11 protein-coding genes are annotated in these 12,694 nt (G+C 73.0%); 3 read left to right on the top strand and 8 right to left on the bottom strand.

Features of this window, described 5'->3' with window-relative positions; translation table 11 throughout:
- Positions 1–123: 123 nt before the first annotated feature.
- Positions 124–1,311, top strand: a complete 1,188-nt coding sequence (gene tuf, locus K1T35_RS26925; protein ID WP_220262880.1) for an elongation factor Tu — start codon at positions 124–126, stop codon at positions 1,309–1,311.
- 51 nt (positions 1,312–1,362) lie between these two features.
- Here tuf and K1T35_RS26920 read toward each other — a convergent pair whose 3' ends face one another.
- The 7 genes from K1T35_RS26920 to K1T35_RS26890 all read right to left on the bottom strand — a co-directional run bounded on the left by K1T35_RS26920 (position 1,363) and on the right by K1T35_RS26890 (position 10,051).
- Positions 1,363–2,121, bottom strand: coding sequence for an SDR family NAD(P)-dependent oxidoreductase (locus K1T35_RS26920; RefSeq protein ID WP_220254611.1), 759 nt, complete (start codon positions 2,119–2,121; stop codon positions 1,363–1,365).
- 99 nt (positions 2,122–2,220) lie between these two features.
- Positions 2,221–3,633: an aldehyde dehydrogenase family protein gene (locus tag K1T35_RS26915; protein ID WP_220254610.1), complete on the bottom strand. Its 1,413-nt coding sequence runs from the start codon at positions 3,631–3,633 to the stop codon at positions 2,221–2,223.
- Positions 3,630–4,808 carry a M20 family metallopeptidase gene (locus K1T35_RS26910; protein WP_220254609.1) on the bottom strand — a complete coding sequence of 393 codons (1,179 nt, stop codon included), beginning with the start codon at positions 4,806–4,808 and terminating at the stop codon, positions 3,630–3,632. Before K1T35_RS26910 ends, K1T35_RS26915 begins: the two co-directional genes overlap by 4 nt.
- On the bottom strand, positions 4,805–6,745 hold the full coding sequence (locus K1T35_RS26905; protein WP_220254608.1) for an ABC transporter ATP-binding protein: 1,941 nt from the start codon (positions 6,743–6,745) through the stop codon (positions 4,805–4,807). The genes K1T35_RS26910 and K1T35_RS26905 overlap by 4 nt, the downstream gene beginning before the upstream one ends.
- Positions 6,742–7,587, bottom strand: a complete 846-nt coding sequence (locus tag K1T35_RS26900) for an ABC transporter permease (RefSeq protein WP_255620768.1) — start codon at positions 7,585–7,587, stop codon at positions 6,742–6,744. Before K1T35_RS26900 ends, K1T35_RS26905 begins: the two co-directional genes overlap by 4 nt.
- The gene (locus K1T35_RS26895) at positions 7,584–8,528 is read right to left on the bottom strand and encodes an ABC transporter permease (RefSeq protein ID WP_370645521.1); all 945 of its coding nucleotides are present in this window, start codon (positions 8,526–8,528) and stop codon (positions 7,584–7,586) included. The genes K1T35_RS26900 and K1T35_RS26895 overlap by 4 nt, the downstream gene beginning before the upstream one ends.
- Positions 8,529–8,533: 5 nt before the next feature.
- Complete coding sequence (locus tag K1T35_RS26890) at positions 8,534–10,051, bottom strand: ABC transporter substrate-binding protein (RefSeq protein ID WP_255620767.1); 1,518 nt, start codon at positions 10,049–10,051, stop codon at positions 8,534–8,536.
- A gap of 99 nt (positions 10,052–10,150) precedes the next feature.
- Here K1T35_RS26890 and K1T35_RS26885 point away from each other — a divergent pair, with 99 nt between their 5' ends.
- Entirely contained in the window at positions 10,151–10,933 is a 783-nt protein-coding gene (locus tag K1T35_RS26885; protein WP_220254606.1) for a FadR/GntR family transcriptional regulator, read from the top strand.
- A 29-nt stretch (positions 10,934–10,962) separates the two neighbouring features.
- On the top strand, positions 10,963–11,757 hold the full coding sequence (locus tag K1T35_RS26880) for a TIGR03620 family F420-dependent LLM class oxidoreductase (protein WP_220254605.1): 795 nt from the start codon (positions 10,963–10,965) through the stop codon (positions 11,755–11,757).
- A gap of 14 nt (positions 11,758–11,771) precedes the next feature.
- Here K1T35_RS26880 and K1T35_RS26875 read toward each other — a convergent pair whose 3' ends face one another.
- Entirely contained in the window at positions 11,772–12,638 is an 867-nt protein-coding gene (locus tag K1T35_RS26875) for a hypothetical protein (RefSeq protein ID WP_220254604.1), read from the bottom strand.
- Positions 12,639–12,694: the final 56 nt, after the last annotated feature.

Raw genomic sequence — 12,694 nt, 5'->3', positions numbered from 1 at the left:
CGTCCGCAGCAGGACAGGTGGAGGAGGGTGTCTGATTTTCCGTTCTGGCGCGGTCCCCTCTGAGCGGGAGTGGCGCCCCGCCCGCGCACGCCTTGAGCCCCTTTCATGAGCACGGAGACCACGATGGCCAAGAGCCAGTTCGTGCGGACCAAGCCGCACCTGAACATCGGCACGATGGGGCACGTCGACCACGGCAAGACCACGCTGACGGCCGCCATCACGAAGGTGCTCACCGCGCAGGACCCGTCCGTCAACCGGTACGTGTCGTTCGACGGCATCGACCGGGCGCCGGAGGAGCTCGCGCGCGGCATCACCATCAACATCTCGCACGTCGAGTACGAGACCGCGACCCGGCACTACGCCCACGTGGACATGCCAGGGCACGCCGACTACGTGAAGAACATGATCACGGGGGCGGCCCAGGTCGACGGGGCGATCCTGGTCGTCTCGGCGCAGGACGGCGCGATGCCGCAGACCCGCGAGCACGTGCTGCTGGCCCACCGGGTCGGCGTCCCGTACCTGGTGGTCGCGATGAACAAGGCCGACGCGGTCGCCGACGAGGAGCTGCTCGACCTGGTCGAGCTCGAAGTTCGCGAGATGCTGTCCGATTACGGCTTCCCCGGCGACGAGGTGCCGGTGGTACGCGTCTCGGCGCTGCGGGCCCTCGAAGGCGACCCGCGGTGGACGCGGTCCATCGTGGACCTCCTGGATGCGGTCGACCGGTACATCCCGGTGCCACCGCGGGTGCTGGACGAGCCGTTCCTGATGCCGATCGAGAACGTGCTCACCATCTCCGGCCGGGGCACCGTGGTGACCGGTGCGATCGAGCGCGGCACGCTGCGGGTCGGCGAGCCGGTGGAGGTGGTCGGGATCGGCCCGACGCTGTCCACTGTGGCCACCGGACTGGAGACGTTCGGCAAGTCGCTGGACCGGGCCGAGGCGGGCGACAACGCGGCGATCCTGCTGCGTGGGGTCAAGCGCGATCAGGTGCAGCGGGGTCAGGTGGTGGCGGTGCCGGGCACGGTGACGCCGCACACCCGGTTCCGGGCGCGGGTGTACGCGCTCACCCCGGTGGAAGGTGGCCGGCACACGCCGTTCTTCGGCAACTACCGGCCGCAGTTCTACTTCCGGACCACGGACGTTCCGGGGTCGGTCGACCTCGGGCCGTTGACGATGGTGGCGCCCGGTGACACCGCCGACCTGACGGTGGTGCTCGGCAAGCCGGTCGCCATGGAGGTCGGGCTCGGCTTCGCGGTCCGCGAGGGCGGCCACACCGTGGCCGGCGGCACCGTCACCGAGATCCTGGCCTGACCGCAGATCGAGTGTCGGTTGCCCATGGCTGTCGCGATGGGCAACCGACACTCACAGCCCCGGCGGGTCGTAGCGGCCGTCGACGGCCGTCCAGCCGCCGTCGACGGTGAGCACGCTGCCGGTCACGAAGCTCGCCGCGTCCGAGGCCAGGTACACCACGGCCCCGGCCAGCTCGGCGGGCTGTGCCCAACGCCCGAGGGCGCTCTTCGACGCGTAGGCGGCCTCCCACGTCGGGTCGGCGCGGATCTGTGCGGTCAGGGGCGTCTCGACGACGCCGGGTGCGATCGCGTTCACCCGCACCCCGTGCGGCCCCAGCTCCGCGGCGGCCGTGCGCAGCAGCTGGACGAGACCGGCCTTGGTCGCCGCGTAGACGCCCTGGCCCGGCTCGACCGTGACGGCGCGGATCGAGGTGAACCCGATGATGGAGCCGCGGCCTCGCGAAGCCATCCCCCCGCCGAACGCTCGCACCAGGTCGAACGAAGCCCGCAGGTTGAGATCCACCACGCGGTCGAACTCGGCGTCGGCGTAGTCCAGCAGCCGCTTGCGGACGTTGGTGGCCGCGGTGAAGACCAGCACGTCGACCGCGTCGAGTTCCGTGCCGGCCCGACGGACGGCGTCGCGGTCGAGGATGTCGAGCGCGTACGGCGTGCCGGCGTCCGTCGCGGCGGCCGCGTCGACGTCGCGGTCGGCACACACGACCTCCGCGCCCTGCGCCTCCAACGCCCGGGCGGCCTCGCGCCCGATCCCGCTCCCCGCGCCGACGACAACGGCCCGCCGGCCGTCCAGCCGGAACAGCCGCGCATAGTCCACAGGTCCTCCTCGATCGGTGTGATCGCCGATTCGGTGCATCGACGGCCGGATGCGGCCGTCCGTGCACCGGGGCGATGATCATGCCCAGAGGCGGCGTCGCTAACCGGGCCGAATCACGGCCATCCGCGTGACCGTCAGCTCCTCCACCGCGAACCGCGGGCCCTCCCGGCCGATGCCCGAGTCCTTCACGCCGCCGTAGGGCATGGTGTCCGAGCGGAAGCCGGGCACCTCGTTGACGACGACGCCGCCCACCTCGAGGCGGTCGATCGCCCGGAAGGCCGAGGCCAGGGAGCGGGTGAACACGCTCGCGTGCAGGCCGTACCGGGAGGCGTTGACCGCGTCGAACGCGGACTCGAGGTCGGGCACGGTACGCACGCACACGACCGGGCCGAACACCTCCTCGTCCCATGCCCGCACGCCGTTCGGGACGCCGGCCAGCACGGTCGGCACGCCCTCCCGGAGCCTGCGCGCGCCCGCGGCGACCGCCTCGTCGACCCATTCGTCCACCCGCTTCTGGGCGCCGGAGTCGATCAGCGCGGAGACCCGGATCTGCGGGTCCCGCGGGTCCCCGACCCGGACGTCCGCGAGACCCGCTTCGAGCCGGTCGAGCAGCGCGTCCGCCACCGGCGCTTCGACCAGGACCCGCTGCACCGAGATGCACGCCTGTCCGGACGCGTAGAACCCGCCGCGCAGGATCGCGGACGCGGCGGCGTCGAGGTCGGCGTCGGCGGCGACGACCAGCGCGGCGTTCGAGCCCAGCTCCAGCAGCACCTTCCGCGGCGCCGCCGAGCGGGCGATCCGGTGCCCCACCTCGGCCGAGCCGGTGAACGAGACGGCCCCGATCCGCGGATCGGTCACCAGGCGGGCGCCGACCTCGGCGTCGCCGGTGACGAGCTGCACCATCGCCGGCGGAGCGCCGGCCTCCCGGAGCGCGTGGACCAGCCACAGTGTCGCGAGCGGCGTCTGCGGGGCGGGCTTGCCGATCACCGGGCACCCGGCGGCGATCGCGGGCGCGAACTTGTGGGCGGCGAGCAACAGCGGGTAGTTGAAGCCGGTGATCCCGACGACCACGCCGATCGGCCGCCGCGTCCAGAAGCCGATCATGCCGTCGCCGGAGGGCAGGAGGTCAAGCGGCACGGTCTCGCCGTGCAGCCGCGCGACCTCCTCGGCGGCCGCCGCGAGGGTCACCAGGGTGCGGTCGACCTCCACCCGGCAGTCGACGAGCGGCTTGCCGGTCTCCAGGACGAGCAGCTGCTCCAGATCCTCGCGGCGGGCGGCGAGCGCGTCGCGCGTGGCCAGCAGGACGTCGCGGCGCACCCGCGACGGGAGCGCGGCGGCCGCCTCACGGGCGGCGAGTGCCGCCTCCAGCGCCGCGGAGGCGTCGGCGACCGTGCCGACCGGGCCGGGCGCGACGACCGAGCCGTCGTAGGGGAACCGGACGTCCGCGGTGGCCGCGGGCACCCATCCGTCGCCGATCGGCAGGCCTGCGGGGAAGGGGAGCGCGGGCGTCATCGCAGGAACCGGTCCGCCGCCGCGGCGTAGACGTAGGCGCACCGCACGATGTCGTCGACCTCCACGAACTCGTCGGCCTGGTGGGCGATCCACTTGCCGCCAGGGCCGTAGACGACGGTGGGGATCCCGGCGTCGCGCGTGAGGATCGTGCCGTCGGTGGCGCCGGGCACGCCGCCGTAGCGGGCGGGCTCGCCGAGAACCGCCTCGTGGGCGGCGGCGAGCGCGGTGACCAGCGGATGGTCCTCGGAGATCTCCACGCACGGGCGGTCGTCGACGACGGTGAGCTCGGACGTCACCCCATCCGGGGCGCCCGCCTCGGCGGCCAGCTCCCGCACGCGTGCGACGAGCTCGGCGTGGCCGACGCCGGGGATCGTGCGCACGTCGACGGCAACGGTCGCCCGCGCCGGGATCACGTTGATCTGGTCGAGCGAGCCCGCGCGGCTCACCGTCGGGGTCACGTACACCTCGCCGAGGTGCTCGTGGGCGGGGTGCGCCTTCTGCAGCCGGTCCTGCAGGTCGGCGAGCGCCACGAGCAGCCGCCCGGCCGCGGGCAGCGGGTTGCGCCCGTGCTGGGGCATGGCGCCGTGGGCCATCGCGCCGAGCAGGTCCACCCGGATCCGCACCGCGCCCTTGGCCGACGTGCAGATCTCACCCTCCTCGGGCTCGCAGATGATCGCCCCGTCGACGGAGCGGGCGAGGTCGGTGCCGGCGAAGTGCTTGGCGCCCAGCATCAGCCCCTCCTCGTCGACGAGCGCGCACACGAGCACCCGCCCGGGGAACGGCCCCGCGAGCTGCAGCGCCCGCACCCCGTGCAGCATCGCCGCCACCCCGGACTTCATGTCCGCCGAGCCACGGCCGTAGAGGCGGCCGTCACGGATCTCGCCGCCGTACGGGTCGACGCTCCATCGGTCCGGGTCGCCCTCGGTGACGACGTCGGTGTGCCCCTCGAAGGCGAGCGTCCGCCCCGGCCCGCCGCCGCCCTCGACCACCGCCACGACGTTCGGCCGGCCGGGGGCCACCTCGGTGATCCGCGGCTCCCAGCCGAACGAGCGCATGGTCGCGGCCACGAGGTCCGCGGCCGGTGCCTCGCGTGCGCCGTCCTCGTTCACGGTGCGCAGTCGCACCAGGTCGCGGGTCAGCGCGACAACGGCCTCCTCGTCAACGGGGTATGTCACAGCAGCTCCTCGGGTGTCCCGCGGGCCAGGTCGGCCGCATCGACGGCCGACCCGGTAAGCAGGTCGGCCGCATTGATGGCCGACCCTGCAAGCAGGTCGGCTGTCGTGCGACCGGCGAGTGCCCCGCGGATCGTGGGGACGGCGGCCACCAGCCGCCGCGTGTACGGATGCGTGGGTGCGTCGGCGATCTGTGCCGACGGCCCGAGCTCGACCAGCTCGCCGCGGTGCAGCACAGCGATCGTGTCGCAGACCTGGCGCACGACGGTGAGGTCGTGCGAGACGAACACCAGCGTGAGCCGGAACCTCTCGACGAGGTCGGCGAGCAGGTTCAGGATCTGCGCGCGCACCGACACGTCGAGCGCGCTCACCGGCTCGTCGGCCACCAGGACCGACGGCCGCGGCGCGAGCGCCCGCGCGATCGAGATCCGCTGGCGCTGCCCGCCGGAGAACTGGTGCGGGTAGCGGTCCCCGGCGTCCGGCGGCAGCCCGACCGCGGCGAGCAGCTCGGCGACCCGCCCGCGCACGTCCGGCTCGCGTCGGCCGGCCAGCGGCTCGGCGACGATGTCACGCACCCGCATCCGGGGATCCAGGGAGCCCATCGGGTCCTGGAACACCACCTGCAGCTGCTCGCGCAGGAACCCCAGCCGCCGTTCCGGCTGCCCGCCGACGTCCCGGCCGTCGAAGGTGATCGTGCCCGAGGTGGGGGAGTCGAGCCCGGCGAGCAGCCGGATCAGCGTGGACTTGCCCGAGCCCGACTCGCCGACCAGCCCGAACCGCTGCCCCTCCGCGATGTCGAACGACACCCCGTCCAGCGCGTGCACGGGCGGCGGGGTCTGACGCAACGAGGTGCGCGGGCGGTGGTAGGTGCGGTGCAGGCCGCGTACCTCGATCAGGGACGAGGGTCGAGCCGGCTCCGGGAGCTCAGGAAAGCCACATTCAGGGCTTTGCAGGGCCTGAATGTGGCTTTCCTGAACCTCCTCCGGAGAGCTCACCGGGTGATGGCAGGCGTAGCCGCCGCCGTCGCGCTCCGTCCAGGGAGGCAGGATCGTGCAGTCGGCTGCGGCGTTCGGACAGCGGGTGCGGAACACACAGCCGTCGGGGAACCGGCCGGCGGCAGGCACCGAGCCGGGGATGGTGCGCAGCCGCCGGTCACCGTCGAGGTCGGCGACGTCGGACGCCGCGAGCAGGCCCCGCGTGTAGGGGTGGCGCGGCTGCGTGAACACCTCCTTCACCGGGCCGGACTCCACGATCCGCCCGCCGTACATGACCATCACGCGCTCGCACACCGTGGCGACGACGGCGAGGTCGTGCGTGATGAACAGCAGGGCCGCGTCGCGCTCGGCGACGCCCGTCAGGATCAGGTCGAGGACCTGCGCCTGCACGGTGACGTCCAGCGCGGTGGTCGGCTCGTCCGCGAGCAGCACCGACGGGCCGTTGGCCAGCGCGATCGCGATCATCACGCGCTGGCGCTGCCCGCCGGAGAGCTGGTGCGGGTAGGCGCGGGCGAGCCGCTCCGGCTCGGGGAGGTGCACGCTGTCGAGGAGCTTCACGGCGGCGGCCCGTGCGCCGCGGCGATCCCGCTCGGTGCCGTGGAGCAGCATCACCTCGGCGACCTGATCGCCCACCCGCATCGACGGGTTGAGCGCCGACATCGGCTCCTGGAACACCATCGTCATCGCGGCACCGCGCACGGCGGCCATGCGCGGCTCGGGGGCGCCGACGAGGTCGTGGTCCACACCCGCGAGCCGCACCGAGCCGCGCGCGTGCACCCCCTCGGGCAGCAGACCCATCATCGCCAGCGCGGTGAGCGACTTGCCGGATCCGGACTCACCGATCAGCCCGACCCGCTCGCCCGCCGAGATCGTGAACGAGACGTCGGAGACGAGCCGCAGGTCGGCCGTGCCGATGTCGAGCCCTTCGACAGTGAGAACGTTCATCGGCGCAGCCTCGGGTCGAACCGGTCGCGCAGCCCGTCGCCGAGCAGGTTGAAACCGAGCACGGCGAGCGCGATCGCCAGCCCCGGCCACAGCGCCAGCTCCGGCCGCAGGTAGAGCAGCTGCTGTGCCTCCTGCAGCATTCGGCCCCACGACGGTGTCGGCGGGCGGGTGCCGAACCCGAGGAACGACAGCGCCGCCTCGGCGAGCACCGCGATCGCGAACGACACCGACGACTGCACCAGCAGCAGCCCCGCGATGTTGGGCAGCACGTGCCGCGCGGCGATCGCGGTGCGCGGGCGCCCGGCCGCGCGGGCGGCGAGCACGTACTCGGTGGCGAGCACCTGCAGCGCCCCGCCGCGGGCGAGCCGCGCGAACGACGGGACGGTCGCGATGCCGATCGCGACCATCGCGGTGAGCGTGCTCGGCCCGTACACCGCGCCGAACATGATCGCGAGCAGCAGCGCGGGGAACGCGAGCACCATGTCGTTGGCCCGCATGACGAGCTCGCCCAGCCAGCGCGGACCCATCGCGGCCAGGATGCCGATCGGCGTGCCGACCACCCCGGCGAGCCCGACGGCGACCACCCCGACGAACAGCGTCGTGCGCGCCCCGACCAAGAGCTGGCTCACCACGTCCCGGCCGAACGTGTCAGTGCCCAGCCAGTGCGCGGCGCCCGGTGGCGCGAGCCGCGCAGCCGGGTCGACCTGCACCGCGTCGTAGGGCGTCCAGACGAACGAGAGGAGCGCCGCGGCCACCACGAGCGCGACGAGCGCCCCGCCGACGACCAGCGCAGGCGGGCCCCAGACCCGTCGGGTGCCACGTTTCGACACAGCGGCGGTCACGCCGCTCTCCTCAGCCGCGGGTCGAGCACGGTGTAGGCCACGTCGACGAGGAAGTTGACCACCAGCACGGCCAGTACCAGCACGACGACGACCCCCTGGACGAGCAGCAGGTCACGGTTGGCGACTCCGTCGAGCAGCAGGCTGCCCAGCCCGGGGATCACGAACACCCGCTCGACGACGACCGCGCCGATCAGCAGCGTCGCCAGCTGCAGGCCCAGCACCGTGACCACCGGGATCGCGGCGTTGCGCAGCCCGTGGCGCACCAGCGCCCGGCCGGGGGTGAGCCCCTTGGACCGGGCGGTGCGCAGGTAGTCCTCCCGCAGCACGTCGAGCACGGCGGACCGGACGTACCGGGTGAGCACCGCCCCTTGTACGAGCCCGAGCGCGAGCGCCGGCAGCACCAGGCGGCGCAGGAACTCGACCGGGGCTACAGCGGGTGGCGTCCACCCGCCGGACGGTAGCCATCCCAGCCGTACCGCGAACACCGTGACGAGGAGGATGCCGGCGATGAAGCTCGGGATCGCCACCCCGACCTGGCTGAACGCCGTGATCGCCGTGCCGCTCGCCCGCCGGTGGTGCACGGCGGCGAGCACGCCGAGCGGCAGCGCCACGACCAGCGCGACCGCCATCCCGGAGAGCACGAGCCACGTCGTGACGAGCAGCCGGTCGACGATCTGCGGCCCGATGTCGACGTCGGTGACGTAGGAGCGCCCGAAGTCGCCCACCGGAAGCCCGCTCACCCAATCCAGGTACTGCACGACGAGCGGCCGGTCGGTGCCGAACGCCGCGCGGGTGGCCGCGACCGCCTCCTCGGTGGCGTTGACGCCGAGCGCCACCCGGGCGGGGTCGCCCGGGAGCACGGACATGAACGCGAACACGACGATCGACGCCACCACGAGGCTGGCGACGAGCACCGCCGTCCGGCGTGCCAGCTGCAACAGCACGGCTACGCCCGGGACAGCGCCGTGAGGTCGAGGGACTCGCCGATCCGGTTCTGCGGCAGCCCTCGTACGTCGGCGTCGGCGACGATCAGGTTCGGGAGCAGGAACAGCCAGTCGGCCGCCGCGTCCTCGGCGATCAGCCGCCCCACCTGCCGCAGGTCGTCGATCTGCTGTTCGGGGCTGCCGGTCTCGGACTCGGTGAGCAGCCGCTGGACCTCCGGGTTGGCATAGCGCCAGTAGTAGCTCGGGTCGCCGAAGGTGCGGATGTCGCGCGGCTCGACGTGGGAGACGATCGAGAGGTCGTAGTCGGCGTTCCGGAACACCGTCTCGAGCCAGCGGGCCGGGAATTCGAGCGGCTCGATCTGGGTCTGGATCCCGACGGCCGCGAGCTGGCTCTGCACCACCTGCGCCGCCGCGACGGCGTACGGGAGGTTCGCGATCCGGAACCGCAGGGAGAGGTTCGGCGTGCCGGCCTCGGCGAGCAGCGCGCGGGCCGCGTCCGGGTTGTACGGGGTGACGTCGGGCAGCGGCTGGTACCAGGGGTCGGTCGGCGGAACCATCGTGTCGATCAGGGCACCGCGGCCGGCCCACGCCGTGTTCAGTACGGCGTCGTGGTCGATCGCCATCGCGATGGCGCGGCGCACCCGCACGTCGCTCGTGGGCCCGGTGGCGTTGTTCATGGCGAGGGTGACCTCGCCGTTGGTCGTGCCCTCGATCACCTGGAAGCGGCCGTCGCCCTCGAACTGCGCGAGCGCCTCGGGCGCCTGCACCGTGCCGATCACGTCGATGCCGTCGGTGAGCAGGGCGTTGACGGCCGCGGTGGCGTCCCGGAAGTACTGCAGGTCGACCTGGCGGATCGCGGGGGCATCCCCCCAGTAGTCGTCGCGGCGCGTGAGCACCAGCCGGTCGCCGCGGCGGAACTCCGAGACCGTGTACGGACCCGTGCCCACCGGCGCGTTGGCGAGGTCGCCGACGCCGGACGGGTCGAACATCGCCCCGATGCGGGTGGTCATCCGGAAGAGCCAGCTGTTGTTGGGCTGGCTGAGCGTGACCCGCGCGTGCGTCGGGGACACCGCCTCGACCCCGGACACGACGCCCATGCCGCTCTTGAGTGAGACGGTCCACGCGTCCGACCGGACCCGCTCGATGCTGAACTTCACGTCGTCGGCGGTGAACGCCTGGCCGTTCGAGAACGTCGCGCCCTCGCGGAGCGTGAAGTCGTAGACGAGCCCGTCGGGGCTGACGGTCCAGGACTCGGCGAGCGCCGGCTCGATCTCGCCGGTCTGCTGGTTGAGCTTGACGAGGCCCTCGTAGACGTTGACCAGCAGCGCCTCCGGGATTGCGGCGCCGTCGGTGCGGGTGAAGTCGAGGTTGGCCGGCTCGGCGGTCAGCCCGATCCGCAGCGGGGCGTCGGGACTACCGGGAGCTGCGCCGGGGGAGGCCGTCGAACCGGCGGAGCAGCCGCCCGCGAGCAGGGCGGCGGCCAGCAGGAGGACGCCCGAACCGAGCTTGGAACGCGTCACCTGGAGGATCCCCCCGCCGCAACTGGTCGGACCAGTAGCCTCATCGAGCCGCTACCGTGTCATGGGCGATCCGGTGGGTCAAGCACGAGCGGAGCAGCGATGGCTGAGTCGGGTTCGGAGTCGGGCAGGCCATTCGAGGCGGTGCGGCCCGTCCGCGCCTACCAGAGCATCGTCGAGCAGGTCGAGGACCGCGTGTTCCGCGGCCAGCTGCGCCCCGGCGAGCGGCTGCCCAGCGAGCGGGAGATGACCGCGCAGTTCCGCGTCAGTCGTTCCACAGTGCGCGAGGCGCTGCGGGTGCTGGAGAGCGACGGGCTCGTCCGCTCCCGCCCCGGCGACCCGAACGGCCCCGAGGTGCTGCCGTTCTCCCCGACCACGCTGCGGAAGTCGGTCACCCGGCTCGTGCGCGTGGACGAGGTGGGGCTCGCCGAGCTCGTCCAGTTCCGGATGCTCCTCGAAGGCTCCGCGAACCTACTGGCGGCCCGCCTCGCCACCGAGGATGAACTGGCCGCGATGCACACCGCCCTCGCCGAGATGGAGCTCGCCCTCGACCGAGGCTACGAGGAGTTCAGCCGGGCCGACGTCGCGTTCCACGACACGGTCGCGCGGGCGAGCCGCAACATCCTGATCCAGGTGTGCAGCGACGTCGTCCGGGGCGTCGTGCTGAGTCTGATCTCCCAGAAGATCGCTGATGCGCAGGACCGCGGCGAGCTCATGGAGCGCTCGCTGCGTCACCACGCCGACGTCCTCGACGCTGTGCGCCGCCGCGACGGCCCCCTAGCAGCGCGGCTGGCCCGCGAGTCGCTCTACGACTACTACGCCGACTACGTCCCCGAGGCCGAGCGGCCGCTGCTCCGCGCGCTGCTCGACGAGGAGTTGACCTGAAGTGAGGTTCAGCTTCTACGGTCGGTTCCATGATCGATGGACTGGGGCGCTACGGCGCCGCGTTGACCGTGACCGACGACCTGGAGGAGCACGCGCGCGCCGTCGAGCGGTGGGGGTACTCGGCGATCTGGGTGGCAGGCGGGCAGCTGGCAACCCTCGATCCGCTGCTGCGGATCCTGCGGGCGACGACCCGGATCGCGGTGGTGCCCGGCATCATCCCGCTCGACGTGCACGGCCCCAACGCGATCGTCGAGCTGTACGCGGAGGCGGAACGGATCGCTCCGGGTCGCCTCGTGGTGGGGCTCGGGGGGCAGGCCGGCGGCATCGCGGCTCTGAACGGTGCACTCGACGAGCTCGACGCCGCGGTGCCGCGGGAGCGCCGGCTGCTGGCGGCGCTCGGGCCGCGCAAGCTGGACCTCGCCCGGGAGCGGTTCGGAGGGGCCGTCACGCTGCTGGTGGATCCCGCCTACACCGGATGGGCCCGGGAGCGGCTCGGCGATGGCCGGACGCTCGTCGTCGACCAGATGGTCGTCCTCGACGAGGACCCGCAATCCGCGCGGGCCGCCGCCCGAGAACCGCTGGGCTTCCTGTCCCAGGTGCCCGGCTACGCGGCCGCGTTCTCCCGGATGGGGCTCAGCGACACCGATATCAGCGAGATGAGCGACGGTCTCGTCGACGCGGCGTTCGCATGGGGCGGGCTGGACCGGGTCGTCTCCCGGCTGCGTGAGCAGGAGGCGGCGGGGGCCGACCACGTGGTGATCGGGCCACTGGGTGGTCCTGGCGAGCTCGAGACCGCGGAGCGGCTGGCCCCGAGCCGCCGGTAGCCGTTACGCAGCCGTCAATGAGTGTGGTCGTGACCGTCGTCGTGGGTGGGTGGCGCCGGCTCCGGCCTGTCCGGTTCGACCCCATCCGGTTCGGCATCCCCGGTGCGAGGAGCCGTGCCGGTGTCGTCGTCATGGGTACCGTCGTCGTGAGGGGCGTCGCCGCCCGCTCCGCTGTGGCTGTGACCGGGGCCCATGGCGTCGACGGTGCCGGTCACGGCCGCGGTCGCCATGACCAGGAGCGCACCGATCGTCGCCAGCCGGTAGCCACCGGCGGACAGCACGCCGTTGCGCTCGCGTGGCAGCAGTGACCAGAGCATGACCGCGGTCACCACCCCGGCCAGCAGCGTGGCGAGCGTATCGGCCAGGCCGACGGCTTCTGGGACGTTGGCGTGCGGCCCGAACGGCACGCCCCACCGCCGGCTGACGGCCCATGCGCCGAGCACACCCAGGTTGCCCACGATCCCGATGGCGGCCAGGAACCGTCCGCCCACGGTCACGACCAGCACCGACCACAGGATCTGGAATGCGGCGGTACCAGCGAAGAACAGGCCTGCGGCCTGCCACTCGTTCCAATGCCCCGGGGTGGCGCCGACGTGGATGACGCCGGCGGCAAGGCTGGCCAGACCGGCGACGATGTGCGCCAGCTCGGTGTCGGTGCGCCGGGTCGTGCGCCGATGTCGCCCACCCGCGTCGTCCGGATCCGGCTGCCGATCCGGCTGTGCTGGTCGCCGCGGCCGGGGGGTCGTCGGGATGACGTACTGAGGCTCCGTCGGCATGTCGTCGCCGGCCGGCTCGCGAGCCGGGTGGTCGGCGACGAGTTGCCGATCCGCCATCGGGGCGTTGCGGGTTGGCCGGCGATGGGTCAGGTAGTCGTGGCGCACGGCGTCGTCACTCCATGATTGGCCCGCGCGGCTCTACCGGGCCGGCACGGTGGTCA

Origin of the sequence: Pseudonocardia sp. DSM 110487 (genome assembly GCF_019468565.1) — a bacterium.
Classification (GTDB): domain Bacteria; phylum Actinomycetota; class Actinomycetes; order Mycobacteriales; family Pseudonocardiaceae; genus Pseudonocardia.
Note: the sequence above shows the minus strand (reverse complement) of the source record. Positions and strands in the feature narration are given on the sequence as shown.